At 36.8% G+C, this 26,775-nt stretch carries 30 protein-coding genes; 21 read left to right on the forward strand and 9 right to left on the reverse strand.

Translation table 11 applies throughout. The features are described from left to right. Positions 1–776: 776 nt before the first annotated feature. The 8 genes from ACM26V_RS19365 (at position 777) to ACM26V_RS19400 (ending at position 8,410) form a co-directional block, all read left to right on the forward strand. Complete coding sequence (locus ACM26V_RS19365; protein ID WP_416148360.1) at positions 777–1,574, forward strand: helix-turn-helix transcriptional regulator; 798 nt, start codon at positions 777–779, stop codon at positions 1,572–1,574. 59 nt (positions 1,575–1,633) lie between these two features. Continuing rightward, entirely contained in the window at positions 1,634–1,999 is a 366-nt protein-coding gene (locus ACM26V_RS19370; RefSeq protein WP_416148361.1) for a nuclear transport factor 2 family protein, read from the forward strand. Between the two features lie 86 nt (positions 2,000–2,085). Beyond that, on the forward strand, positions 2,086–2,688 hold the full coding sequence (locus ACM26V_RS19375) for a dihydrofolate reductase family protein (RefSeq protein ID WP_416148362.1): 603 nt from the start codon (positions 2,086–2,088) through the stop codon (positions 2,686–2,688). A 29-nt stretch (positions 2,689–2,717) separates the two neighbouring features. After that, positions 2,718–3,110, forward strand: a complete 393-nt coding sequence (locus tag ACM26V_RS19380; RefSeq protein WP_416148363.1) for a VOC family protein — start codon at positions 2,718–2,720, stop codon at positions 3,108–3,110. A gap of 25 nt (positions 3,111–3,135) precedes the next feature. Beyond that, positions 3,136–3,702 (forward strand): dihydrofolate reductase family protein, encoded by a 567-nt coding sequence (locus ACM26V_RS19385; protein WP_416148364.1) that lies wholly within the window; start codon positions 3,136–3,138, stop codon positions 3,700–3,702. Positions 3,703–3,904: 202 nt separating this feature from the next. Next, positions 3,905–4,669, forward strand: coding sequence for an SIMPL domain-containing protein (locus tag ACM26V_RS19390; protein WP_416151920.1), 765 nt, complete (start codon positions 3,905–3,907; stop codon positions 4,667–4,669). Between the two features lie 172 nt (positions 4,670–4,841). Continuing rightward, positions 4,842–6,557 (forward strand): permease, encoded by a 1,716-nt coding sequence (locus ACM26V_RS19395; RefSeq protein ID WP_416148365.1) that lies wholly within the window; start codon positions 4,842–4,844, stop codon positions 6,555–6,557. Between the two features lie 119 nt (positions 6,558–6,676). Continuing rightward, entirely contained in the window at positions 6,677–8,410 is a 1,734-nt protein-coding gene (locus ACM26V_RS19400; protein ID WP_416151921.1) for an ABC transporter ATP-binding protein, read from the forward strand. Between the two features lie 296 nt (positions 8,411–8,706). On the opposite strand, the gene ACM26V_RS19405 is transcribed toward ACM26V_RS19400, so the two are convergent. Together ACM26V_RS19405 and ACM26V_RS19410 are read right to left on the reverse strand one after the other, a co-directional pair. After that, positions 8,707–8,862, reverse strand: coding sequence for a DUF1540 domain-containing protein (locus ACM26V_RS19405; protein ID WP_416148366.1), 156 nt, complete (start codon positions 8,860–8,862; stop codon positions 8,707–8,709). Between the two features lie 75 nt (positions 8,863–8,937). Further along, positions 8,938–9,372 carry a potassium channel family protein gene (locus tag ACM26V_RS19410; protein ID WP_416148367.1) on the reverse strand — a complete coding sequence of 145 codons (435 nt, stop codon included), beginning with the start codon at positions 9,370–9,372 and terminating at the stop codon, positions 8,938–8,940. Between the two features lie 297 nt (positions 9,373–9,669). On the opposite strand from ACM26V_RS19410, the gene ACM26V_RS19415 reads away from it, so the two are divergent. The 4 genes from ACM26V_RS19415 to ACM26V_RS19430 are packed head-to-tail and all read left to right on the forward strand — an operon-like array spanning position 9,670 to position 13,858. Next, on the forward strand, positions 9,670–10,545 hold the full coding sequence (locus ACM26V_RS19415; protein WP_416148368.1) for an SMP-30/gluconolactonase/LRE family protein: 876 nt from the start codon (positions 9,670–9,672) through the stop codon (positions 10,543–10,545). 55 nt (positions 10,546–10,600) lie between these two features. Next, entirely contained in the window at positions 10,601–11,518 is a 918-nt protein-coding gene (locus tag ACM26V_RS19420) for a DoxX-like family protein (protein WP_416148369.1), read from the forward strand. Positions 11,519–11,568: 50 nt separating this feature from the next. Then, positions 11,569–12,204, forward strand: coding sequence for a DUF4166 domain-containing protein (locus tag ACM26V_RS19425; RefSeq protein WP_416148370.1), 636 nt, complete (start codon positions 11,569–11,571; stop codon positions 12,202–12,204). Further along, entirely contained in the window at positions 12,194–13,858 is a 1,665-nt protein-coding gene (locus ACM26V_RS19430; protein WP_416148371.1) for a YndJ family protein, read from the forward strand. The genes ACM26V_RS19425 and ACM26V_RS19430 overlap by 11 nt, the downstream gene beginning before the upstream one ends. 94 nt (positions 13,859–13,952) lie before the next feature. Here the strand turns inward: ACM26V_RS19430 and ACM26V_RS19435 are convergent, their stop codons facing one another. After that, entirely contained in the window at positions 13,953–14,288 is a 336-nt protein-coding gene (locus tag ACM26V_RS19435; protein ID WP_416148372.1) for a hypothetical protein, read from the reverse strand. Positions 14,289–14,838: 550 nt separating this feature from the next. Between ACM26V_RS19435 and ACM26V_RS19440 the strand changes: the two genes are divergently transcribed. Then, positions 14,839–15,312: a hypothetical protein gene (locus ACM26V_RS19440; RefSeq protein ID WP_416148373.1), complete on the forward strand. Its 474-nt coding sequence runs from the start codon at positions 14,839–14,841 to the stop codon at positions 15,310–15,312. A 61-nt stretch (positions 15,313–15,373) separates the two neighbouring features. Here ACM26V_RS19440 and ACM26V_RS19445 read toward each other — a convergent pair whose 3' ends face one another. The 4 genes from ACM26V_RS19445 to ACM26V_RS19460 form a co-directional block, all read right to left on the reverse strand. Continuing rightward, positions 15,374–15,553: a hypothetical protein gene (locus tag ACM26V_RS19445; RefSeq protein WP_416148374.1), complete on the reverse strand. Its 180-nt coding sequence runs from the start codon at positions 15,551–15,553 to the stop codon at positions 15,374–15,376. 86 nt (positions 15,554–15,639) lie between these two features. Beyond that, positions 15,640–16,959, reverse strand: a complete 1,320-nt coding sequence (locus ACM26V_RS19450; RefSeq protein ID WP_416148375.1) for a DUF4179 domain-containing protein — start codon at positions 16,957–16,959, stop codon at positions 15,640–15,642. After that, positions 16,949–17,470 (reverse strand): RNA polymerase sigma factor, encoded by a 522-nt coding sequence (locus tag ACM26V_RS19455; RefSeq protein ID WP_416151922.1) that lies wholly within the window; start codon positions 17,468–17,470, stop codon positions 16,949–16,951. Before ACM26V_RS19455 ends, ACM26V_RS19450 begins: the two co-directional genes overlap by 11 nt. Positions 17,471–17,759: 289 nt before the next feature. Further along, complete coding sequence (locus ACM26V_RS19460) at positions 17,760–18,629, reverse strand: SDR family oxidoreductase (RefSeq protein WP_416148376.1); 870 nt, start codon at positions 18,627–18,629, stop codon at positions 17,760–17,762. A gap of 134 nt (positions 18,630–18,763) precedes the next feature. On the opposite strand from ACM26V_RS19460, the gene ACM26V_RS19465 reads away from it, so the two are divergent. The 7 genes from ACM26V_RS19465 to ACM26V_RS19495 all read left to right on the forward strand — a co-directional run bounded on the left by ACM26V_RS19465 (position 18,764) and on the right by ACM26V_RS19495 (position 24,320). Then, positions 18,764–20,212, forward strand: a complete 1,449-nt coding sequence (locus tag ACM26V_RS19465) for a Glu/Leu/Phe/Val family dehydrogenase (protein WP_416148377.1) — start codon at positions 18,764–18,766, stop codon at positions 20,210–20,212. Between the two features lie 276 nt (positions 20,213–20,488). Further along, entirely contained in the window at positions 20,489–20,707 is a 219-nt protein-coding gene (locus tag ACM26V_RS19470; protein ID WP_416148378.1) for a hypothetical protein, read from the forward strand. A 171-nt stretch (positions 20,708–20,878) separates the two neighbouring features. Continuing rightward, a complete protein-coding gene (locus ACM26V_RS19475; protein ID WP_416148379.1) occupies positions 20,879–21,799 on the forward strand; it encodes a superoxide dismutase in 921 nt (306 codons plus the stop codon). Between the two features lie 267 nt (positions 21,800–22,066). Then, positions 22,067–22,267, forward strand: a complete 201-nt coding sequence (locus ACM26V_RS19480) for a hypothetical protein (protein WP_416148380.1) — start codon at positions 22,067–22,069, stop codon at positions 22,265–22,267. Between the two features lie 89 nt (positions 22,268–22,356). Continuing rightward, positions 22,357–23,076 (forward strand): Na-translocating system protein MpsC family protein, encoded by a 720-nt coding sequence (locus tag ACM26V_RS19485; RefSeq protein WP_416148381.1) that lies wholly within the window; start codon positions 22,357–22,359, stop codon positions 23,074–23,076. 153 nt (positions 23,077–23,229) lie between these two features. Continuing rightward, complete coding sequence (locus ACM26V_RS19490; RefSeq protein ID WP_416148383.1) at positions 23,230–23,412, forward strand: hypothetical protein; 183 nt, start codon at positions 23,230–23,232, stop codon at positions 23,410–23,412. A gap of 197 nt (positions 23,413–23,609) precedes the next feature. After that, positions 23,610–24,320 carry a TIGR02206 family membrane protein gene (locus ACM26V_RS19495; protein ID WP_416148384.1) on the forward strand — a complete coding sequence of 237 codons (711 nt, stop codon included), beginning with the start codon at positions 23,610–23,612 and terminating at the stop codon, positions 24,318–24,320. A 30-nt stretch (positions 24,321–24,350) separates the two neighbouring features. Here the strand turns inward: ACM26V_RS19495 and ACM26V_RS19500 are convergent, their stop codons facing one another. Together ACM26V_RS19500 and ACM26V_RS19505 are read right to left on the reverse strand one after the other, a co-directional pair. After that, positions 24,351–25,187: a manganese catalase family protein gene (locus tag ACM26V_RS19500; protein WP_416148385.1), complete on the reverse strand. Its 837-nt coding sequence runs from the start codon at positions 25,185–25,187 to the stop codon at positions 24,351–24,353. A gap of 110 nt (positions 25,188–25,297) precedes the next feature. Further along, positions 25,298–25,813 (reverse strand): DUF3231 family protein, encoded by a 516-nt coding sequence (locus ACM26V_RS19505; RefSeq protein WP_416151923.1) that lies wholly within the window; start codon positions 25,811–25,813, stop codon positions 25,298–25,300. Positions 25,814–26,073: 260 nt separating this feature from the next. Between ACM26V_RS19505 and ACM26V_RS19510 the strand changes: the two genes are divergently transcribed. Continuing rightward, positions 26,074–26,385 (forward strand): hypothetical protein, encoded by a 312-nt coding sequence (locus tag ACM26V_RS19510; protein WP_416148386.1) that lies wholly within the window; start codon positions 26,074–26,076, stop codon positions 26,383–26,385. Positions 26,386–26,775 lie beyond the last annotated feature (390 nt).

The raw sequence follows: 26,775 nt of genomic DNA on the forward strand, positions 1-26,775 counted from the left end.
ATGCGCTAACAGTCCGAATCCCATGCTGATTCAGACCGATTTCCGAATACCAATCGTCAATCAGTCTAAAACCTCCGCTCATTCAGACCGATTTGCAAATTCAGATGGGCTAACAGTCCGAATCCTATGCTGATTCGGACCGATTTCCGAATACCAATCGTCAATCAGTCTAAAACCTCGGCTGATTCGGACCGTTTTGTAAAATCGGATGGGCTAACAGTCCGAATCCTATGCTGATTCGGACCGATTTCCGAATACCAATTGTCAATCAGTCCAAATCCTCCGCTCATTCGGACCGTTTTGTAAATTCAGATGGGCTAACAGTCCGAATCCCATGCTGATTCAGACCGATTTCCGAATTCCCTTAACTTTTGTCAATAAGTAGCAGGGGACAATCTTTGTTTTCTCTTTTAAATTCGACTTGTTAATAATCATTTATTTCTAAATAACGACTCGATTGTTTTGGCATCAATCTATTCAAGTAGCGATTGCTATGTATGATGAGTTGAAGGGAATCGTGTTGGCAGTTTCTGAGTAATGATTTCATAAAACGAATTCGACAATGTCGGGTTCGTTTTTTTTATTATTTAAACCAAGATAAATCGCTGTAATGTCTAAATTACTAATAATCAACGATTTCTGGAAGGATATAACAGAGGGATGTAGAATACATTCATTAGACTTTTTTTCTATCATAGGCACGATGATAGAAGTGGAAACTATAAAGCTATTATCTATGAAAGTTGTATTCGATCAGTAAGAGGGAGGGGAAAGGGATGGCAATTGACAACAAATACTCAGAGATAGAAGAGGTTATCACATTTATTCATCGAAATATTGATGATCCGCTCACTCTTTCGAAGTTGGCAAATCATGTTTCATATAGTCCATATCACTTCTCGCGTATTTTCAAAGCGAAAACAGGCCTTTCACCTTTATACTACGTTTCATCCATTCGATTGCAAAAAGCGAAAGATTTATTGTTACGCACAGATTTAACAGTTCGCGACATTGGGCTAGAAATTGGGCAACAAAGTCTTGGGACGTTTACGACCCGTTTTACAGAGAGAGTTGGAATGACACCTGCTTACTTTCGGGCTTCGGTTACTCAGGCAGACGATAAGCTCGTTTCATTACAAAAACTGAAAGAATGGTCACTACCGCTGTTCAAGGGAACACAATTTACTGATATGACAGGGACAGTAACAACGTCTGAACCATTTCAAGGGGTGATCCTCATTGGGTTATTTCCAAAACCAATTCCAGAAGGTATGCCACTTTATGGGACATTAATAGCTACCGTAGGTGATTTTTATCTGACGAATGTTAAGCCAGGGAGGTATTATCTGATGGCCACTTCAGTACCGTGGGGGTCGAAAGCAATTGATTTTTTATTGCCGCATAAAACGTTAAGAACACGTTCAAAAAATCCGATTAACGTTAAACCTTTCTCTCCTATTCCGCATCAAGATGTCAAACTTTACCCACCAAGAATCGACGATCCACCTATTTTAATCTCTCTTCCGGTTTTAATGAATAATTTTCTCGAACGGCTGCCAAACAATAGCAATTGATAAGAAATTCAGTGTTATTTTTCATGCTACGATGAAATTAATTTAAAGGAGGAATCGATATGAAGACAAAAACACAAGAGTTTATTCAAAAATTTAATGAAGCGTTTGCGACAAATGACATCCGATTTATTGAAGAGAGCGTGACAGATGATGTCGTATGGATTATGAAAGGTGACACTGTTATCAATGGCAAAAGTGAGATGGTAGAGACACTTAATAATATGGATAACGGTGGGAGTTTTGAGTTAACGATTGATCATATTATCACACATGGGAAAACAGCAGCTGCCAATGGAACAATGAAAGTCATTAATTCGACTGGTGAGGATGGAGCGATTTATGCATTTTGTGATATTTACAAGCTGAGCTCATCTAAAGATGGAAAAATAAAAGAGCTTACTTCTTATTTGATTGAAGAGAAATAGATTTTTTTAGAGAAAGTAAGGTGTTCTAAATATTTCGTGAAACTGTGTCATACAAAAAGAATTATCGCAAAAAGGAGCGATAAGAAATGGCGAAAGTGATTATTGACATGTCTATGTCATTAGACGGATTTATTGCAGGAATGAATGATAGTCAAGAAAACCCGCTTGGAGATGGCGGGGGAATCCTTCATGACTGGCTGTTTAATGGAGAGAACGATAGTAATTACAATGCTTTTTTTAAATTATCACAAGAAAGCAAATTTGTTTTTGATGAGTCGTTTGATGCTACGGGAGCAATTGTAACCGGTCGAAGGACATTTGATATCGTTGGTGGATGGGGTGGTAACCATCCTATTAACGTTCCAGTTATTGTTATAACTCATTCTATCCCGAAAGTAATCCCTAAAGGTTCCACTTCATTTACATTTATGACTAATGGAATAAAACAGGCAGTCCAACAAGCAAAAAAAGCAGCAGGAAATAAAAATGTTGGGATATCAGGTGCGAGCGTTGCTCAGCAATGTATGAGAGAAAAGCTTGTGGACGAAATTCACATTCATCTTGTACCGGTGCTGCTAGGAGACGGCGTTAGGTTATTTGAACCCTCTTCGAAAGTAACCAATATGGAAAAATATAAGGTCATAAATGCACCTGGTGTTACTCATTTTAAATTTCAAGTCAAGAAATAATAGTGTCTGAATGCAAAAGGAGAGAAAATATGATTAAAAAAGCATTTCAATTGACGGTTTTTGTCAAAGATCAAGAAGAGGCAAAGGCATTTTATACAGAAAAATTAGGGTTCGTTATTCATCACGATGAAGAGTTTTCCCCAGGATGGCGTTATGTAACTGTTGCACCGCAGAAAAGCTGCGAAACTATGTTGGAACTTGTAATCGCGGAAACACCAGAACAAGAAGGCTTAGTTGGAAGACAAGCAGCGGGGCAAGTTCTGATCATGTTTCACACAGACAATATCGAAGAAGATTATCGAGAGCTTCAAAAACGTGGTGTTAAATTTCTTGGAAAACCGCAACCTGTACCAGGTGGAAAAGGCGTTGCATTTGAAGACTTATACGGCAACCATCTAGATATGTTTGAACCGACAGAGTAAGGTAAACAAGAAAAGGGGCATTGTAATGAGAAAGGTCATTTTATCGATGGTTACATCAGTCGATGGATATGTAGAAGGGAATAACAAAGACATTTCTTGGCACGTGTGGTATGACGAGATGCAGGATTATATGTTTGATTTCTTAGATACTGTGGATACATTTTTTTACGGGCGTATCTCTTATCAGTTGATGCTCCGTCATTGGCCTTCAGCTGAAAAGAATAATCAAGGAACAAATGAAGAGGTAGCTTTCGCACGGAAAATGAATGAAATGAAAAAAGTAGTTTTTTCACGAACGTTGGAGGAATCTTCCTGGAATGCACGGATTGTGAAAGACAATGTAGCAGAGGAAGTGAAAAGGCTCAAGCTACAATCTGGAAAAGACATGGTCCTTCTGGCTGGTGCTGATTTAGCAGTAACGTTTATGGAACACAACCTTATCGATGAATACCGACTTATCATTAGTCCGGTTGTGTTAGGAAAAGGCAAGTTGTTATTTAAAGAAGTCGAGCAACGATTCGAACTCGTCAATACGAAAACATTTAACTGTGGCAATGTGCTTTTAATTTACAAACCTTTTAAAGAGATATAAATCATTAATTAAAAAGTGATCTTCTCCCAATCCAAGTTTCTGATAGCAGTCAGGGGAAAGGTCTTGAAAAAAAGCTTTAGAACTCTCTCTAAAGCTTTTATGTATTTTGAAGTTCCATGCTATTATTCTGTAACTTTATCCAATAACTATCGTCTAAGAATTCAAGTAATTGTAATTATGATAGGAGGGATTGGACTTGGTAATGAGAAAATGGATACCTTATGCAGGTACGGTTTTGGCAGTTGTCGGTCTTGCGTTGGTTTTTCAAATGACATTTGGTTCATCATCTAACGAACCATCAACATTGGTAGATGCAAGCAATGATTTTCAAGGAGGCACCTTGGCTGTAAGTGAAGTTGGTGAAGTTAGTTTAGAACCAGATATGGCGACTATCCACCTTGGGGCTCAAGCAGTAGATACTTCAGCTGATGAAGCACAAAGTCAAGTGAATGTAAGAATCAATGCTGTTCGTCAAGTTCTTGAGGAGTATGGGATTGATAAGGATGACATTCAGACTGCTAGAATGAGCGTAAACCCGGATTATCAGCTAGATCCTATGATGGCAGATGGGAATGGCGAAGAACGGTTCCGCGCAGAGCATATTCTTGAAATCGACTTTAAACAAATTGATGAATTGGGAGAACTAATTGATGATGTATCGGAAGCTGGTGCAAACCGTATTGAGCAAACAAGATTTGCATTACAAAACTCAGAAGAAGCAGAGCACGAAGCATTAGAGCAAGCAATTGAAAAGACAATTTCGAAGGCCGATGTGATGGCACAGAGTGCAGGAAGGGAACGTGGCGAAGTATTGCAAATTACTGATCAACAGGCACAAGTGAACTTACCAATGCAGCATTATGACCAGAGTGATGGCATGATGGAACGTGCAGAAAGTTCAACAGTTATCGAATCTGGACAAGTTACAATTACGCAAAGGGTAGATGTTGTGTATGAGTTGAAATAAGAAATATTGTACTCAAATGAAGAGGCTAAAAGTTCTGCTATTACAGTGCTTCTGGCCTTTTTTATCGCGTTATTAGAAAATAATTTTAATACTTCATCCAAAAAGTGTAACAAATTGATATAATAGAAAGCGCATACTTAACTGAATAGAACAATATTAATTAAGGAGTGAAATGATGACTCATTCATATACTAACTTTACTACAGCGCTTTATTGTACGGTATCATGTCTTGACAATCCTTTAGATCAAATTAATGAAGAAATGACCTTTTTTGAAAAACACTTAAATGTCTCCAAAGTGTATATTGAGACTCATCGAGGAACAAAAACGTTGAAAAAAGAAAAGTTGCAAGAGTTGAAGCAGTTTTTTCAAGAGAAAAATATTCAAGTCGCAGGAGGAATTACCCCGACACTAGGTGATGAGTATCGTCCTGGTTACAAACGTCTTTTCGGGGGTATTTGTTATACAGATCAAACTTCAAGAAAGAAATTTCAAAAAGTGGTCGAGCTTACTGCAGAATTGTTTGATGAGATTATCTTAGATGATTTTTTCTTCACAAATTGCAGATGTGACGATTGTCTCGAACAAAAAGGGGACAAAACGTGGGAAAGCTTCCGCTTGGAGCTATTAGAAGAAGTATCAAGCAACCTTGTTGTCACTCCTGCCAAAAAGGTGAACCCTAACGTGAAGCTAGTGATAAAATACCCAAATTGGAATGAGTCGTATGCAACATCAGGTTACAATACAGAAAAACAGCCTGAGCTTTTCGACGGTGTATACACAGGTACGGAAACTCGTGACCCTGCTACTTCACAGCAACATATTCCTAGGTATGCCTCATTTTCATTAATGACTTGGATGGAAAATCTTTTGCCGGGTAAAAATGGAGGTGGATGGTTTGATCGCCTAGATTGTACATACACAGATTATTATTTGGAGCAGGCTAATCTGACTGTTTTTGCAAAGGCAAAAGAAATCACTTTGTTTAATTATTCTAATTTAAAAGATCATCTTTACACACCATCATTAGGGTTCCGGTTGGATAAATTAGATCAACTTGTTGGCAAGCTTGGAAACCCAATCGGGGTAAAGGTTTATCATCCTCATCATGGAAAAGGCGAAGATCATCTGTACGATTATTTAGGTATGTCAGGGATTCCTTTTGAGATGACACCTTATTTTCCTGTAGATCCTGGATCGCTCTTGTTAACCGCTTCGGCGTCAGGTGATACTCATATTATTGAAAAAATGAAAGCGTATTTGAAAAAAGGCGGGAATATATTTATGACTTCCGGTTTCATCGAAAAGATGGATGGTCATGGGGTAGATGAATTTACAACATTAAAGCCAACCGGAAAAAAGTATTTGACGAAAAGGTTTGCGATTGAGACAGCAGGTTGTACCTTTGATGACTTTATAGATTCATCTGAAAATGCTTCGTTTCCATTATTTGAATATAGTACGAACGCAACATGGCAAACAGTTGTTGGATGGAATGGTCAAAATAATAGTCCGATTTTTATGTACGATCATTATAGTAAAGGAACAGTATTTTCATTAATCGTGCCAGATCATTTCACAGATCTGTGGAGATTGCCAAGACAGGTCGTGACAAAAATAAGGGAAACGATGGTTGAGTCATTTCTAGATTACAGTTTAAAAGGGCCTGCTAATATAGGATTCTTTCCCTACGATAATGGCACGTTTATTCTTGAAACGTTTGAAGTGAGCCCAGAAAAATGGTCCATTGAATTTTCAGGGGAAAAAACTTTAGTAGATTTGAAAACTGGGAAAAATCTCGAACCAGATCGTCTGACTACGGATGGAGTAAAGCAGGTGGATATTGAGCTTCATCCATTTGAATATCGTGGATTTAAGGTCAGATAGCAGGTATTGCGTTGGGAAATGACTAAAATGAACAGGGTTGCTACCATGCTGCCCTGTTTATTTTGTTATATAATAAGCTTGAGTTAGTTTCGAGAGAACAGGGGATACCGTTAATGGAAATGCAAAAAGAAAATACAAGTTTAAAGCCTTTTATATCACTTATATTAAAAGTTGAAGTCCCGAAATTACCTTTATTTGGTGGGTTAATTGCAAGTGTCCTGATGACACTTACTGGACTTGTTGTACCATTATTAACGAGAGAATTGGTTGATGGATTTTCAATCGATATGCTTAGCGGGACTCTTGTTGTATTCATCGTGGTTGCTTTTGTTGTTCAAGCAATCGTCAATGGAATATCCATTTATTTGTTAAGTTATGTTGGTCAAAAAATTGTTGCTGGATTACGTAAACTCATGTGGCTTAAATTGATCCGACTTCCTGTCAGTTACTTTGATGATCGCTCAAGTGGCGAAACGGTTAGTCGTGTTGTAAATGATACGAGTGTCGTTAGAAACGTCGTCTCGGATCATTTCCCCCAATTTATCACGGGGATAATTTCAATTATTGGTGCGGTAACGATCCTTTTAATCATGGATTGGAAAATGACGATTATCATGTTTATCTCTGTTCCAGTAACGTTGGCGATCATGATTCCGCTAGGACGGAAAATGGCTAAAATCTCAAGAGGTTTACAAGATGAAACAGCGGTTTTTACTGGCAACATCCAGCAAACTTTAAGCGAGATTCGCTTGATGAAGGCATCGAACGCTGAGAAGAATGAACAGATGAAAGGGATAGAAGGTATTGAAACCTTACGAGAGTACGGCATGAAAGAAGCGCGTATTTTTGCATTGATTGCTCCATTAATGTACCTAGTTATGATGTCAGTTATTGTGATGATAATCGGTTATGGTGGGATTAGAGTTGCGAACGAAACGATGACAATGGGAGCACTTGTTGCTTTTTTGCTCTATCTGTTTCAAATAATTATGCCGATTACGTCTTTTGCTAATTTTTTCACGCAGTTACAAAAAGCAAAAGGAGCGACAGAACGAATTATCGCCATTCTGGATTTACCTTCTGAAGAGGAAGATGGCGGAATTGAGTTTGAATTATCAAATGAACCAGTCTATGTGTCGAATGTGTCTTTTGCATACAATGCAGAAGAGCCAATTTTGAAAAATGTGTCATTTGATGCGCAACCAGGGGAAATGATAGCCCTCGCCGGCCCGAGCGGTGGTGGGAAAACAACGATGTTTGCTTTACTAGAACGTTTTTATGAACCGACTGATGGTGAAATTCGGATTGGCTCTACGTCGATTAAAGAATTGTCAATTCAATCTTGGCGAAGACAAATCGGGTACGTTCCTCAGGAAAGTGCGATGATGGCCGGGACGATTCGAGCAAACTTATGCTACGGGTTAGAGACCCGAGATACAGTTTCTGATGAACGGTTATGGAAAGTCGCTGAAATGTCCTATGCAGATCAATTTATCCGCAGTTATCCGACTGGATTAGACACTGAAATAGGCGAACGTGGTGTAAAGTTATCTGGAGGACAAAGGCAGCGAATTGCGATTGCACGAGCGTTTCTAAGAGACCCAAAAATCCTTATGATGGATGAAGCGACCGCTAGTTTGGATAGCGAGTCAGAAAGTATTGTTCAACAAGCATTATTTCGTTTAATGGAAGGCAGAACTACATTTGTGATTGCACATAGATTATCCACGATTATCGACGCTGACAAAATCGTATTTATTGAAAGTGGGGCAGTTACAGGGGTTGGAACGCATGATGAGTTAATTACATCACATGAGTTATATCGGAAGTTTGCAAAACAACAATTCAAGTAACTTTATTTTCTTTTTTGATTAAAGGTCTAAATATGCGCTTTTGGTGGATTTGATATTGAGTTAGTCGTTTTACGACATGGATATGTAAAAATCAGTATTAGTAGCGAGTACTGACGAATATACAAAATTTCCTGGGAAATTGACGACTTTTCACGTAACTTGAGTTTTTCAACAATGAGAGGGAGACTGTTGTTCCCCTCTCATTCAAATTTTACATAATAACCAATTAAGGATGAAAGACAACAAGTACCTAGTTACGTTTTATTATAATTCGATTAAATCAGAAAATAGGTTAATTAATGTTCAGGATCAAATGTTTTGCAATCTGTTTCTTCCTGATTTGTGGCCTCTTTACCAGTGTGGCTAACGACATAAATTTGGTCTGCCTCACATTTGTTCCCGTTCGCCCAATGAACACAGTTGTTTACTTCACAAAGAACGTCAACAGCCATTTTGATTCCTCCTCTCATGCTTTTAGGTTAAGCACAATATGAAAGATTTATGCACTGTGAATAATCTGGCTATTTTTAGTTAGGGTCATTTTTTTGATCGTTAGATTGTCCGAACGCCTTTAGGAAATATGCAGCAGGAAGCAATAAGCCAAGACTAGCTTGAATAAGTGAAAAGAATCTGGCACTTCCTACTGGGACGATATCCCCGTATCCAACAGAAAGCATGGTTACACCACTGAAATACAATGAGTTCATAAATGTTACATTTATGGATTCGTCTGTTGGATCATTGATTTTTAATACTGCTTCTTCTAATGAAAGTAAATAATACAAACCACCAAACCCAAAAGTCAAGCCGAGTAAAACAAAGAATAGTTTATAAAAAAGCGCAACATCTAAATAGCTTTGTTTATAAGTTTTATTTTTAAAAAAGTAAATGACATTTCCGATAACAAAAATCACGGTTAAACTGATCAAAAGGGTAGATACCATTGGAGAAGCTCCTTTCATGTCTGCTCTTCTTATATCCGCTTCCCTTTATGAATGGCGTTAAACAATATTAACGTTGCTTCAAGAATATTTACATTCAACGATAAGACTTATGATGCTATATCAATAAAAGGTTTTCTCTATTGAAGATACTGTTATAATTGAATCAAACATCATGTTCGTACATAGTATTGAGGTTGCTGAACAATTCAGATCTTTGGAAATGGCATGAGATGTAATAATGATTTTGCATATTATGCGTCATTGCATCAGCAACCTTCAGATAAATCATAAAAAATCTTAGAAGAGGTGACATTCATGAAACAAGCAGAGTTAATTTTCGATGCAAAAGCAACTTTAGGAGAAGGCCCTTGTTGGCTTTCAGAGTCAAACAAGCTTATTTGGGTAGACATCAATGGGTACTCCGTCAATTTGTTTGACCCTGCAACGGGAACGAATCAAAGCCATGATATCGGCCAATATGTCGGAGCTGCCGTTGTTAGAGAAAAGGGAGGACTTCTTCTAGCGTTGTACCATGGTTTTTACTTTTATGACCTTGAAACGAAGCAATTAACCGCAGTCGGTGATCCGGAATCAGATATTGAGACGAACCGATTTAATGATGGAAAGTGTGATCCCGAGGGACGGTTTTGGGCTGGAACGATGGTTCTTGATGGTGAGCCAGGTGATGCGAACCTTTATCGAATGAACAAGGATCTCAACGTTGAACGATTGATATCGGGTGTGACGATTTCAAATGGGATGGCGTGGAATATCGAAAAAGAAACCATGTATTATATTGATACCCCGACAAAAAAAATTCGTTCATACGATTTTTTAATGAAAACTGGGGAAATAACCAATCACCAAACGGCCATTACAATTTCCGAGGGAATGGGAAGCCCAGATGGAATGACAATTGACGAAGAAGGAATGCTCTGGGTTGCGTTTTTTGGTGGATGGAAAGTGATCAGATTTGATCCTGAAACAGGGGAGTCTTTAACAGAAATTTCTGTACCAGCGAGTCAAGTAACTTCATGCGCGTTTGGTGGAGAGCAGTTAAACGAATTGTATATCACAACAGCTAGAATTGGTTTATCCGATGAAGAACTTGAAAAGCAGCCACATGCAGGAGGAGTCTTCCGGGTGAAATTAGATATAAAGGGAGCGCCTTCGTATCAGTTTAAGGGGTAATGATATAAGCAAAAATAGATATCATAGGAAGTATTCTGAAAAGTAGGATGATATTATGTCTGCAAACAAACCCATTTATGTAAAAACGAATATACAAACAGATATAGAATCTTTGTGGAAATTTTCGCAAAATCCACAGCTTCATCAACGATGGGATCTCCGTTTCTCGGCTATCGATTATTTGCAAAAAGAAAAGCCGACAGATGATCAACATTTTCTTTACAGAACGAATATTGGTTTGGGGCTATCCATTCATGGAACGGGCATTAGTCGAGGAGAGATGAGCAAAGAAAACGGGGAGAGGACTTCTTCACTCCAGTTTTTTAGCGATCACCCTCTTTCATTTATAAAACAAGGCAGTGGTTACTGGAAGTACAAACCGAATGGAGATTCTGTTGAATTTCTCACGCAATATAACTATGAAGTGAAAGGTGGGAAAGCAGGGGGCTGGATCGATAAGCGTTTATTTAAACCTCTAATTGGCTGGGCAACAAGTTGGAGTTTTGATGCGTTAAAACTTTGGCTTGAGAAGGGGATTCAGCCTGAAGAAACAATTAGAAAATCGCTTATTCACTTTCTAGTTTGCTTTAGTTTAGCATTTGTTTGGATGTACCAGGGTCTCGTACCGAAACTGCTTTTCCCAGAGACAGGCGAGATAGAAATGGTAAAAGCGAGTGGGATCTTCTCCGGATATGAGTCAGGAATGGTCACTGTTATAGGTGTCGCTCAAATGTTGATTGGACTGTTGTTTTTATTACCTATAAAGAAGAAATGGCTATTCCTCGGTTCTTCTGTTGCAGTTTTTTTGCTTGGTATTGGACCATTGATTATCTCTCCTGAACAATTTATACTGCCTTTCAATCCAGCTTCACTTAATATGGCAATGATCGTAATAGGTATTATCGGTGCTCTGAATTGCAAAAATTTAGCATTAGCCCGTCATTGTAAAAGACGAAAGGAAAAGATCGTATGACGTCGATTTATCAAATGACTTTAGGAAAAAAATTTAACAAACTACATCCAATGATGCAAAAAAAATTCTCATTACACTCTTCTGGTGTAAATATGGCAAAAGGTGAAGGCGAAATGACTATTTCAGGTGGACCGAAATGGGTCCTTCCTTTTTTGCGTTTGTTAACGAATGATCACTTGTTATTCCCTGAAAGGGGAGCCCGTGTTACCTGTAGAATTGAAAACTATGCTTACAAAGATGCAATGGGCAGAGAAAGGGTATCTTGGATTCGTCGATTTTATTTTCCTCATGTGACAAGGGCTTTTGATGCGGTGATGATGTATGACACTGAATCTGGTTTGATTTTGGACGACCTAGGAAAATCGGGACGGTTAACTTCACCGTTACATGTAGCTGTTAGTGAGCAAAATGGTCTTTTTATATCAACAAATGAGTTATTCATTAATTTGTTTTCAATTAAGCTAAAAGTCCCTGCATTTCTAAGTCCGATTGTGAAAGTACACGAGTATTTTGATGACGAATCTGGAAGGTTTATCGTCAGCGTTTCTGTTCGTCAGCCGAGAATAGCAGAGATTATAAAATATGAAGGGTCTGTACAAACCACTTTTCATACAGTGAGCAGAGAAGAAATACCAAATGATGGTATTCTGCCACAGCAAGAAAGGAAGAATCAAGATGAGAGTTGAAAAAAGTGCTCTGATAGGAAGTTTAGTGACAGTTATTTGGTGGGGATTATTCGACCCGACCATTGTTGAGTTGGCACTTGCCTTCGCATTTCTTGTTCTGGTTCCTCTCAGTCTCAAGTTAGCGATAGCTACCCCACCTTATTCGTGGACGCAATCTTGGTTGGAAAAGTTTTCGCGGTACTCGCTTCCGTTTGCTATCGTTGCAGTCATGTCTTTGACGATTGAAGTCGGAGTATTTTTTGGATTACTTGCAGGAGTATGGTTTATTTTTACGGGCGGGATTTCCTTCTTTGCTTTTTTACAGATGTTAGCAAGAGGGGTTCGACCTGCTGAAGAAACTGTCATAGACGTAGGGATGCTTTATATAGGTGTCGGCGGTGTTTGGTTCGTATTATCAAGAATTGGAGCGACGTCAATTCTTCCGTATTCAGATGTGATTGTCGAACTCACTGCGATACACTTCCATTATTCAGCATTCGTTTTGCCGATTTTAACTGGTGTTTTTGGTCGTTGGTTATATCAGCAGAATGCTAAGAAAAATAAGATTGGAAAACCTTATACGCTGTTGGCTTTTGGCATTGCTTTGGGGCCTATTCTTGTTGCAATAGGTTTGGACCTAGGACCGCCACTTGAATTTTATTTCGTCAGTATCTACGTTTTGTTTGTTTTTTGGTTATGTGGTTGGTGGTTGCTATCAGTGACACGTATCAGACGAGTAGCCGGAATTTTAGTTGGGATATCAGCCATGGTCATGATTAGTACGATGACTTTATCTTTGTTGTATAGCCTCGGTCTTTACATGGGAACGACGATCATTTCCATCCCTGATATGATTCGCTGGCACGGAGCATTAAATGCGTTTGCATTTTCATTTTTAGCTTTAGTAGGGTGGTTGATGATTTCTCCTCAACGAAGGTACGAATACAGTCAATTTCCGATTAGCAATTTAAGGGGAAAAGGATACGTTGGGTCAGATGTTTTTTCTCGTTTTAATTGGATTGATAGAGAAAAAACATGCAAAGGTTTGATCGGGGAGTCATGGAGTGTGTATAATCACCATAGTTTTGATTCCACGAAATTGAATCCTCTAATTAAGGAGTTTTATTTAGACACAAGTCAATTTCATATGAAGGCAGAAGTGAATTGGCATAAGGGGTGGCGCACGTTGTCACGATTTAGTTATGTTATGACGAAGAAGATGGGGCAGATACAGTTACCGCCGTCACAATCATTAATTATGACAGGTAAGATAATCCCAATTGACGATAAACTTGATGGACGAAGGCATGTAAGAGCTTGGGTTAGGAAGAATGAACAGACGAATGAACCGATCTTCTCTGCACTTTACTCATCGCATCAAACGAAAGAAATGACGTATATGAATATCGCACTACCTTTGACTAGAGGAGTGATGACAGGAGTATTGCGATCAGAACATGATGATCAAAACGGATTGATATTAACGAGTAAACGATTAGAAGATAATAGGGGAGATGAAGGGATCTACCTCACTTTCCGAAAAATAACGGTGAAGACACCTTTACAAGAGACATTTCATATCACATCAAATGAAGGAGGCATTTTAAAAGCAAAACATCAAATGACATGTTTTGGATTGCCTTTTTTAACGATTAATTACCATCTCTATAAGTAGAGGTTGGAGGAGTCGGCATAGCAAAGAACCATAGTAATCATTACTTACCATGGCACACTTGAAGAAATGATTTAGAAATAAGCGATATCTCACCTTAATTCCACTGTAAATTCAAGGTCAACCGGCAGCAAGGCGCTTGATCATCGATGAACGTGAAGTTGACTGATATTGGAGTATAGGAGGTTTCTACTTTTATTGGACCTGTAACTTCATTCATGATCGCATCAACTTCATCATCTTGACTTGCTTGAGCAGCAACCATTAATCGATTCATCGTATCAGGTGAGGCTTGGAGATTTTCGACTGTATTAGTTGCCGACTGAATTAGATTAGATGATTTCTGTAATGACACCTGAAAGGTTGAAATGTCGATAGTGGGATAACGATTATTCATATACCTAAACCAAGGGTAGGAAGGACCGTAAAACATGGAAATAGCACTCCTTTTAAAATTATTTTAGCCTGAAAAAATTTGAGCTTCATTTATATGAAGTTAAGCTGCCGACCCTACATTGTTATTTATAATATATGCCGTACGTCTTTGTTTTGTTGCAATATTAATTAGTACTTTGGTTGTGGCCATTAAGGTAAAAAAACAAAGGCTGTTAGTATAACAGGTTCGGTTTTTGGAGAGAAAAATTAAAGTCACATGCATAATAACACTGTAAGTCAACGTGATATTACAGGTGAATTAGCATTTGTAATTAGTACACAAAAAAGCACAGAGATTAACGTCTGTGCTTTTTGTTTGTTAAATTTTTCTTAAAGTGTTGCTTACCCGTTACAATTTAGTAATTGAAGGTGGGGTGGTTTTGGTGACGATATTTTTCTAAAGTAAATTGTAATTCTAGATATATGCAATTTATATGCATCTCTATATAATGAAAGTATCAATGCAAGTTTCCACTATTCTTCTAGCGAGAACAGAAATATCAAGGGAAGAAAAAAGTATTATTACTACTATTAATGGGGTGCCTTAAATGAATAAGAAACAAGTAATGTTAATCGGTACTGAGGTTGGTTTATACACGGCGTTTCTGTCTTTTATAGCTGCATTTATTTCTAGTGTATTTATTTTTGAACAACATTGGGGTGGAAATACCTACTTTGGACCAATTTTCTACTTTTTTCAATTTTCGATGTTGTTCGCTGTCTTGGTACCTTTGTTCTTTTTAAATAAATATTTTAACATTCATCGTACTAAAAGTAACAATATTGTTTTAATGTCCTTTGTAAGTTTTTTCTCGTTAATCTTTTCTGTGGTCATAATTGGGGAAACGTACCTTATACTTATTGACTATTTTCCAACCCACCCAAATAATATTCCGATCATGACACTTCCTTCCTACTCGTTTAATTATTTACCTTTTATTATTGCTGGTTTACTTTTATCTCTAACAATACTATTATATGGTTATCTTACGTCTCGTTTTTCCAAAAAAACATTCAACTAATATTAATAAAGCGTTTCTGTTTTTTTCAGAATCGCTAACCCGTTAGATTAAGTACCGTTGTTCATGTTTTATTAAGAACAAATAGCTTATATCCTATCAAACCACCAACTAAAGCTGATAATACAGAAATTATAGCATTAGTAATGAAGCTTGAATTAGGAATCAAATACTCAGATGTAAAAACCACAATTCCAACAATTAGACTTGTAAATAAAATCATTTTTATAAGTCCTTTTCTCAAAATAGAACACCTCCAACATAAGAAATAAAACTATATGGCTTCTTCAACTAACGCTAACCTGTTAGCGCAACAAGTCAACCTATTAATTATTGGTTAAAGAAGATATCTATACCATCTATATTTACTGATTTTATTTTGGAAATATCAAATACCCTATTAGGTAAGAATTTAACCGTAATCTTATCATTTTTGCTAAAACCTCTAATTAAATCAAAAGTATGAGAAAGGCCGTCCGTCATTGTAACATTTACTTCAATATTACTTGAATGATTAAAATCTCCATTCCCATATATAGTTATACCTAGAGGAGAAATTGACACCGTATCGGAAGTCCATGTTCCAAATTCTTGATTAAATTCAATACTTTTCTCTTCTTCCGTCGTCGGCATTCTAAATGTGGTGCTCCAGCTACCTGTTATAAATTTCTCACTTGATACTAAATAACCCATTAACTTATCGTTTTCTAAATTTATATTGTCTATGCTAAAAATGTATTCAGTAAATTCTCTACCATAGTTTGTTGCGCCTGAGTCATCTGTTCCAAAATAAATATTAGAAGGATGAACTTCATTCCCATTTTTATCAATAAAGTAAAAATTACCGTGGTCTTCCATACCATTCTTCGTCCAATTAGCTTGGATATGGAGACGGTTATTGATAATACCAACATTAGAGATATGCATAAAGTCGATTCCTGGTAGTGATAGGATATTTTGATTAGGTTTTAAAACCTGTACGTTACCTTCTTTGGATAGTTGATGATATAATGTTCCACCACCACCTGGAATATTGTTCATATCAAGAGAAATTGTTTCAGGAACAATACTTGTTAATTCCGAAATATTCGCATTAACTGACTGTTCGAATGTTTGTTTATGGCTTAAAAAAGAATCTATACGAAAATTAACTTTACTATCACTAAGTTTACCACCATTAGCTTGAATTCTAAGTGTGGCAGTATTTGTCACTTCATCAAAATCAATAATCTGACTGTTAAACATTTGAGCACCAGTCAAAGAGTAATCATAAATATCTAGTGTTTCATCGATTCTACTGCCAGTTAAATCTTGGAGTGTAATATAGATAACTGCCATTTCATTATCGCTCATTGCACCGACTACCTCTGCTTTAATTCCATTACTCTCACTGCTTTTTTCAATCGGCTGAAGCATCAATGCTAATTCTGGGTTCACATTAGATACTAAATTATTAAAGCTAGGAATATGTGCAGTTCCCAAACCAGCTGAAAACAAAATAACCGTCGAAGCAACTAATGCTAGAGCAACTTTTTTAAGTTTTCGTTTGGGCTTTTCTGATTTTGCCTGTAATATACCAAGTTTTGATCTTTCGCTTAATTCATCTGGAACTTCTATTCTTTCTAATTCCTCTTTAATATTATTTTTCACAAATATCAGCCCCCTTAGCTTTTTTCCGAAGTTTTTCTAACGAACGATATAAAATCGTTTTGGCTGTACCTAGTGGTATGTTTAATAACTCGCTAATTTCCTTAAAGGAATACCCCTTATAGAATCTTAAAATGATGACACTTTTTTCATCATCGTTTAATGATTCTAATAAGTGTTGGAGCGATATTGAAAGAGTAATATCCTCACTCTCTGAAGGGATAACCCCCTCATACTCTGGCTTTAAGTGAACTACCTTTTGTTTTTTTCTTATACAGTCAATAGAACAACTAATTGTAATTTTCATTAACCAAGTTTTAAAATACTCAGGATTTTTTAATGTTTCTATTTTTGTAAATGAGCGATACGCTACTTCTTGCACGACATCTAATGCATCTTGCTTGTTTTTTACATAAACATAAGCCATTCGATAAATATCCTGTTCATATTTTTGGAAAATTTTTAAGAAGGCTTTATCGTCTCCTTTTTGGGCTTTTTTGACTAATCGGATAATTGTAATTCACCCTTTCTTTTTTGTCTTTCATCTATTAGACAGATTTAAATATCATTTGGCTTTAATTTGTTTCATTTTTTCAAAAAAATAAAACAAGGAATCGAAATCCCTGTTTTTCGGTCACATGTTTTAAGATTTTAACTAACAAAATATAATTTCCTTATTTTAGGATTCTCCCCGTTTCTTTAAGTCCATATTTCACAATATCATTAGATTATTATTTTCAATTTTCTCTGCGAATACCGAACCCGTTACTGTAAGTAGCCCTTGTTTTTCTTACTTCTCCAAATTATTTAAATGGATTTGACCCTTCACTAATACCGACTAGTTCTTCACTTACTTTCCATAATTGAGCGGCTAATCCACGATCATGTGTTTTTTTCGTTGTTTCTACTTCCTTTTGATGAACGAAAAATTTCCCTGTAACTCCTTCCAACTCTTTAGAAGTAGCTAAATAAATCGCAGTTCTTGAACCTTCCGCAGGCGTCTGAAAAAATGGCCTCAGCATTTTCACAATCGTTTTTCCAAATCCAGTTTTTCGGTCAATTCCTAAATTCGTTGAAACCGCTCCAGGATGCAAACAATTTGTAGTTACTTGACTCGCTTCGAGACGGCGAGACAACTCATATGTAAATAAGATGTTCGCTAGTTTCGACTGACCGTAAACTTTAAAGGTGCGATATTTATGTCGGGAGTGAAGGTCCTCAAATGAAATATTGCCAAATTTATAAGCGCCTGAAGAAACGTTTATAATTCTTGAAGGGGCACTAGCTTTTAATTTATCAAGCAAAAGGTTTGTAAGTAGAAAAGGGGCAAGGTGATTAACACCAAATTGTAGTTCATATCCATCAACTGTTTCTTGACGTTTTGTCGTGATGATTGCTGCATTATTTACTAATACATTCAGTTGATCGTATTTTGCGGTGAAGTCAGCTGCAAACCTTCTTACATCACTTAAGTCAGCAAAATCACATAGGATAAGGTCAATATTCTCATTGCCGCTTTCATCAATGATTTCTTGTTGAGCCTCTAAGCCCTTAGGTTCATTCCTACAAAGCATAACGACTTGAGCGTTTTGTTTGGCAAAAGCAAGTGCAGTTGCTTTACCCATACCAGAATTTGCACCTGTTACTAGAACGACGGGTCTTGTTTGAGTCATGATAATCCTCCAAGAGGGCGAATGCACCCAAGTTATTTAGTATAAAACTAATGTTAGATACAGTAAGTGATAACGGATTAGAACAAAGACTATATGATTAAGTTTAACATAACAGTATTAGAGGGAAGACAATAATGATAGCGTTACCAGTCTCAAGAAAGGATTTGATATCATTGTCCATTAAAGATACACAGAATACTATTGAAAACATTATGGAGCACCTTTTTGAAGATGAAACATTTATCCCAGGTGAAAAAACAGAAAGTAGACGGAGAGTATTTGATTCAGGAAAGGAAATTCTTACGACAACGGACAAAATTATTAAAAGTTACATAAGGGTGTCGAGAGATAATAGAGAAATTGTGCGTATACCTGCGTACCGTATTCAACACAATAATATTGCTGGATTTTACAAGGGGGGAATTCGATTCAGTGAAACGGTTAGTGAAGAGGAAGTAGAGAATCTAGCGGTACTAATGACGCTAAAAAATGCGTTACATGACTTACCTTATGGTGGGGCAAAAGGGGGAGTTGTGATCAATCCAAAAGATTATTCTGATCGCGAATTAAACTTAGTTTCTAAAAAATACGTCCAACGTTTTGCACCGGATATTGGCCCAACTCATGATATACCTGCTCCTGACATGGGGACGAATGATCAAGTGATGGATTGGATGATTGGTGAATATAAAACGATTCACCCAGGTAAGAGTTATTTAGGTGCATTCACTGGAAAGAGTATTGAAAATGGTGGAGCACTAGGTCGAAGAGAAGCTACAGGGAAAGGAACGTACCATAGCTACTTTTGGCTTATAAATGAATGGGCAAGAAAACAAAAAGATAGAGAAAAAGAAATTGACAAGGGAATTCACTTTCAACAGTACGAAAAACTTAAATCAATTTACGAGCGAAGTGATGAAGGAAAATCGATACGAATGGCTGTCCAGGGGTTTGGTAACGTGGGCGGAGTCGCGGCTAATATGGCTTACCACTGTAAAGAGTTAAAACATGATGTCATCGCCGTGAGTGATCACCTTGGAACGCTTTATAATGCGGATGGCCTTGATATAGATAAATTGGTTGTTTTTCATAATCGAAACAATCAATTACCAAATACCCAAGAGGAGCTCGATGCAGCAGAAATAAAAGCGGAGTTGCTCCATCGCGATGATATTCTCACTCTCGATATGGATGTGTTTATTTTAGCTGCAATTGAGGATCAAATCACCACAAGTAATATGAAAAAAGTGAAAGCAGATGTTTTTGTAGAAGGTGCAAATGCACCAATAGATGCTGCTGCCGATCAGTATCTTCATGACCAAGGCAAAGTCGTTATTCCGGACATTCTCGCCAATGCTGGTGGGGTAATGGTTTCCTATTTGGAATGGAAGCAGGATAGAATTACACAAGTTTACACAGAGGACGAAGTTTTAAATCAGATGTATCTTCAGATGTCAAATAGTTGTGAAAAAGTGTTTCGAGAGTATTTTTCTAAAGGGCTACCTGGCATTCGTACGACTTGTTATTCTAATGCGTTGAAGCGATTATTCGAGTTACTTTATAAGCATGGAAAGCTGTTTTAAAGGGACATATCGATTACCAATTTTAATTTTTGTTTAATTTATTTAAGATTAGGGAACCGATAGACTATTGATAATTATAGTCAAGAGGAGATGATTTAATGATTCGAACAATTCTAATGATAATTGGTGCTATCGTAGTAATAAGCTTTATAGTATCTATGCTTTAAGATGAGTGTATGAATATAAATCTATTTTTAGTTTGAAATGAGCATATTTTAAGTTCTCAAATTTTTAAGCTTTAGACTGTGGGAAGAGATGAACAGGAGGATGTTATTTATGCAACCGAATAAAAACGATAAACAAAGACCTGTGAGTCAAGATCAAGAAAGTGCATTTAAAAAAGATCAAGAAAAGCAGTTGAAAAGAGATCAATCTGTAATGCCAGTAGATGAAATCCCATTAGAAGACGTGAAATACGAAGAAGAAGAACAGAAAGATAAGAACAAAGCTAAATCGAAAAATCGTTCATCGACAGATAGAAAAGACGAAAGCTGATTGCCTAGCTTTCGTCTTTTTTGTTTGTTTTCTGACGGGAATTATTATTATCGATATATTGCATAAAAACGATGGCAGGCACTCATTCTCTTTGAATACATACGATAATTTAGAAAAAGGAGGAGCGGAGTTATATATGACGCTTCCTTCATGTACACGGGGAGTGAAAATATGGAGAATGAGAAAGATTGGGGATTTTATATAAGTCAAGTGGACGATTGGATGACACAATTAGAAAAGGAGATAGATTATCGAACGGAACAAGGCAACGCAGATAAAAAGGAAAAAGTAATAAACGAAATGGAAAACTTAAAGGTTCTAAGGGGAAAACTGATGGATAACAATAGCTACGATCATTTGCATGAGACATTCACTGATCAAGTCCATCGCGTATCATGGACTTACGAGGATTGGCGAAAACAGCAAGTAGATGATAGGAAAGAAGTAGGTTGGGGAAATAGAAATGCAGTTCCTCCGGGCGAGCATCGCTTACCTCCACTTCCTTATGATTACGCAGCATTAGAACCGGTTATATCAGAAGAAATTATGCGTCTTCATCACCAAGAGCATCATCAAAGTTATGTGGATGGACTAAACCAAGCAGAGTTAGAGATGAAACAAGCCAGAGAAACAGATAGTTTCGATCTGATTCGTCATTGGGAAAGAGAAGCAGCTTTTCATGGAGCAGGTCATTACCTTCATACGATGTTTTGGAATAATATGAGTCCAGACGGTGGGGGAGAACCTACAGGAGCGCTAAGCAGGCAGATCGATAAAGACTTTGGGAGCTATCATCGATTCAAACGGCATTTCAGCGAGGCAGCTAAAAAAGTCCAAGGGGTCGGATGGGCGTTATTAGTCTGGTCACCACGGTCAAGAAGACTTGAAATTCTCCAAGCCGAATTTCACCATTTGTTAAGTCAACAGGATATTATTCCACTTTTAGGATTAGACGTATGGGAGCATGCCTATTACTTACAATATAAAAATAATCGTGAGGAATATGTCGATCAATTTTGGAATATTGTAAACTGGGGAAATGTAACTGAAAGATTTGAAAATGCTAAATTAGTCAAATGGGAACCGTATTAGGATTCAATTGATCCAGATATTGTTATATTTAACTTTTTGTTAAATAGATTGAATTAATGTTATCTTTCATGTAAAATTAAAAATGCTTAGAAAACAATAGTGTTTCTGAGAAGATTATTAGTTCTAACTTAACTGTGAAATTTTATATAAAATAGGTGGGAATGATTCGGACAATAGAACCGGACATAAGCCGAAAAGGATTTACACGAAAAGTGTCTATCCTTTTCGGCTTTTTTGTTTTTAATAGATATATTGAAAGGAGAAACAATGCAATATTTAATTGATCATAAAAGAAAATTTATTCATCGAACAACATATGCAAATGATAAGTGTAATTTTCATATTACCGAGGTAGGAAATCGAGAGTTCACTCAAGATATGGCATATATGAAACGTTTAAAATTAGAAAAAGGGTATCAACAATGTGAGTATTGTAGTATTTTAGTAGAAAAGCCTAGTGAAATTTAATTCATATTTATAGTGGGAACACTATGTAGTAGAATGCATAATGAGTAGTAATACTAAATTTAGATGGAAATAAATTTACCAGTAAGGTTGTGAAACAGAACATGGAAACCTATAATGATACGAAGCTTTATGCTCAAATTTCTAGTTACATGGGGAGGTTGCTTAGAGAAAAATTTGGTAAAGGTCCTACCTCAATATTTGTTACGATTAATAAACCATATATCACCATTTATCTTCGTGATTTTTTAGCGCCGATTGAACGTGTACTCCTCGAGAAAGGTGAATGGAAACGAATAGAAGAAACCCGGGATGTTTTAATGCAAGAGCTATTTCCAGAAATAAGAAAAGAATTGAAGGTAATTGCAGATCTAGATGTGGAAGACTTGCATTATGATTGGAATTTGGACATCCATTCAGGTATCGTTTTTGGTTCTATTAAACATTCAGATACTGTTACCGGAAATTCAGGATTATCTAAGATGGATGAAGAACAGTTTTATACAGAGATAAACAAAGCAAGTGAAAGAGGGCAAAAGGTACCTGAAAAGACGGAAGTGTTTTGGTTAAATGACAGAACTATTGTGACAAAACGGACAGGTATTTTAGTTGAGATTGAAAAGCAATTAATTAAAAATGATTTTGTTGAAGAATTGAAACTAACAAAACGCCCAATGGAGAAGAAAATGGTCGATCAAAAAAAATTGGAAGATATTATCGGGAAATCCATTATTGATACGTTCGTAGATTGGAATTTTGAAAAAGATATCGGTTACTTTGTTTTTGTGACGACACCTAAAAAAGATTTATAAACAAAGGTCGGCCTTAAAACTAGGCTGGTCTTATTTATGTGAAAATGGAATAAATGAATGTTTTTCAAAGGAGGTTTATGTTCTATTATGATTAAGAATTATTAATGCGGGTATTAGATATAAATGAAAGTGAAATAGGAGGTTGATGGTTATATGAAAAAATATAAAATTTTTGTTATAGATAAAAATGGAAATGAAAAACTGGTACAAAAAAAACATACTGATAAAGTTGTAGAAGAGATGATATTTTACACAGAAGAAAGTAAAATTAATTTTTATGAAGAGTTGAAGAATAAATATCCTGCTTATTCGATCAAAATGATGATGAGTCTATAAAGAGAAATAAAATATAATGTAATCATAGATACCTCCAGTTTTATAGACTGGGGGAAATTTACGATTAACTATTATGACGAGGTCATTGTTTTTCTTTAATATGAATTGGTAAAACCGTTAAACGTTTCATTCTCCTACATAAAGATGACTAGTCTAGAGGATCTTTGACTGAAATTAAGATAAGAAAGGAGTAATCTATGTGGTTTGGTGGAAGTTCTTCTGCAGTTTCGTTTACGATGTATTCCTTTCAACATGTAGTAATGATTGCCTTGCTTATTGGTGTAACATTGGGGTTGTATCTTTTTCGCTTAGATCACAAGAGAACAAAGCTTCGTAAATGGGAAATTACCGTAGCGATTTCGTTAATTGTATTTGAGGTAACTTATCAAATCTGGCTGATTGTAAACGGTAATTGGCACGTGAGTCATGCATTACCACTGGAATTGAGCAACATAAGCGTCATTTTAGTAATTGTCTTATTGTTAACGCGAAGCAAGTTTGTTTTTGAGTTGGTATTTTTGGTAGGAATTGGAGGGGCTTTACAGGCAATTTTGACCCCCGTACTAACTTTTGGGTGGCCCCACTTTCGATTTTTACATTTCTTTTATACACATCTCATGGTGATATGGGTTGCATTTTATTATTTATGGGTGAAAGGGCTCACTTTTTCGTTTGTAAGTGTGCTAAAAGCGATGTTGTTTTTGAACGTTCTCTTACCTGTTATTTATGTCATTAATACATTAATCGAAGGGAACTACTGGTTTATAATGGAGAAACCAGTTGGAGGAAGTATATTGGATTTTTTGGGACCACATCCGTGGTACATAGTCGGGATGGAACTAGCTGCATTCGTTTTTTTTAGTTTGTTATGGTTGCTATTCGGACAAAAAAATAATCGCAGTGCCTAGATCGTTAAGACACTACGATGTGGTAATTGATTATGAGTTGTCTCCTCTAGTAGTCGGTGGCGTATTGTGTACATAAGGTGGAGAGGGTTTTAATTCAGGGGCAGGACCAAATGCTGGTGCAGGAGATACGTAACGAAATTGACTCATACTGTCCATGCTTTTACCATGAGCCCATCTTCCTTGCTTACTTTCTTCACCAGCAGAAAGATTATAAAAATCATAGGCGACTTGCTGTTTTTCCAATTCTCTAGGGAATGTCGCGGGTACTACAATATTCTCCTGAGCCTCGATTTCAGCAATGGCAGCTTTCCACATATTTTGGTGCATTGTATCTCGTGCAATTAAGAAGGAGAGCATATCTTTGACACCAGGATCTGAAGAGGATTCATAAACGCGAACGGCTTGAAGCCTTCCTTGAGATTCGGCATTTAGGTTTGCTCTAAAGTCAGCGAGTAAATTCCCACTGGCGGCAACGTAATCTGCTGTCCATCTATTACCAACGCTATCTGCAGGCATTGCTCCTAAACCAGAAACAATCGCATGTTGAGGATTCATCCCCCCAATTATAGCTGCTGTTACTGGGTCCTGTGCCGCTTTTTCTAAATCTCCAACAGGTGCCCCATCCAATAACCTAGCAATCATTGTCGAAAGCATTTCAATATGTGCCAATTCTTCTGTACCGATATCCATTAATAAATCACGATATTTATCAGTAGATCTGCTATTCCACCCTTGAAATAAATATTGTATTGCTACCGATATTTCACCGAATTGTCCGCCAAGTAACTCCTGCATGTTTCTTGCCATTAATGGATCTGGTCTTGATGGTTTTGCTTCGTATTGTAATTCCTTCATATGAAAAAACATGGTTACTCCTCCTTAAGTTGCTCTTCAATAGATGATATTAAGTAATCTGTTTATCTATACCTAAATATACATCCAAAAAATAATCCTCCCTAAAATGGGAGGATTAAGGTTTAGCTGTGCTGCATTTGCTTTTCTACTTCTAACGGTGGTGGGACTAACCAGCCTTTTTCTTTATTCAGTCGTAACATTTTCAATGCATTTTGAGCTTTTGACTGATGAAATTGGCCGTACATCATTGCAATGTCTTCCCTAGTGCTTTGTGACATTGCTGTACTACATCCAATCATACCAGCAGCAAGATCAGCTGAGATTGCCATAGAAATCTCGGGGTCATTGATCCTTGCTCCCGGAGGGATTTCTTCAATAGACGCTTTCGCTCGTTCAGGTGGGCTAGGAGGTAATTGAATGCCATTTTCTTTTAGCATCGTATCAACCTGTTGTTCTTCTTGTCTTGCTTGATCGATTAAATTATTAATTTGCTTTTTTAAGTCGTCGTCTCCACAATGATTTTCGTATACTTGAAACATCGCAATCGATGATTTCATTGTGGATGAATAAGTCCAAATACTAAAAACTTCTCCATAATGCATTGGCTCATTTTGTTGATTTCCACTTAATATGCCCATCATCATCCTCCTAATTTGTGATTCAGCTTTCATGTGATCAGCTTAAATTTTATTTTGACCACATCCATTAATATATGGATGTTCTGTATCATTATCCGATGAAATAAATGGGCTTTTTCATTAAGAAATAGAATTTATTTTTATTATAAGTTGGAATCTGAGGAGGCAAATCTCGGTTTAGATAAAATTCCGCATAACTCATAACACATCAACGATGTTTGGACATAACCTAATACTAAAAGTGAAAAGGAAGTGTCTAAATGGAGAAATCACAAGAGGAATTACTGAAACTCATCGTGGATCAGGTATTAAAAAAGCATGGTGTAGAAAAAGAAGGAGATCTTTCTTCTAAAGATAAACAAAGTCTTATCGAAGTTGTTGAAAAGCTAAAAGAAGATGTAGAAACCTATACCGAAAATGAAAAGAAAATCATCACAGAACGCGACCAAGCCAACAGAAACTCGAAAAGTAATCATAATACTGCGGCAGATGAGACTATTTCAGAGAATAATCGAGTTAATCAAAAAAGAAGTAAAAATGATCGTAAAACCCTTAAAACTTATTTCCGTTAATTTATAGGGGAATTGAAGTGGATACTAGGGAAAAATAGAAAGAATGATACCTTTAGAACGTCACCACGAGTGAAAGGGAATGGAAAAGTGTGTAACGTTCCCTTTAGAACGTCACCACAAGTGAAAGGGAATGGAAAAGTGTGTAACGTTCCCTTTAGAACGTCACCACGAGTGAAAGGGAATGGAAAAGTGTGTAACGTTCCCTTTAGAACGTCACCACGAGTGAAAGGGAACGGAAAAGTGTGTAACGTTCCCTTTAGAGCGTCACCACGAGTGAAAGGGAACGGAAAAGTGTGTAGCGTTCCCTTTAGAACGTCATCACGAGTGGAAGGGAAAGAAAAGGAAAGAACGCTCTCTTTAGAAGATCATCTTTAGTCTCCTTTATCAAAA

This window comes from Salipaludibacillus sp. HK11, assembly GCF_047795645.1.
Classification (GTDB): domain Bacteria; phylum Bacillota; class Bacilli; order Bacillales; family Salisediminibacteriaceae; genus Salipaludibacillus.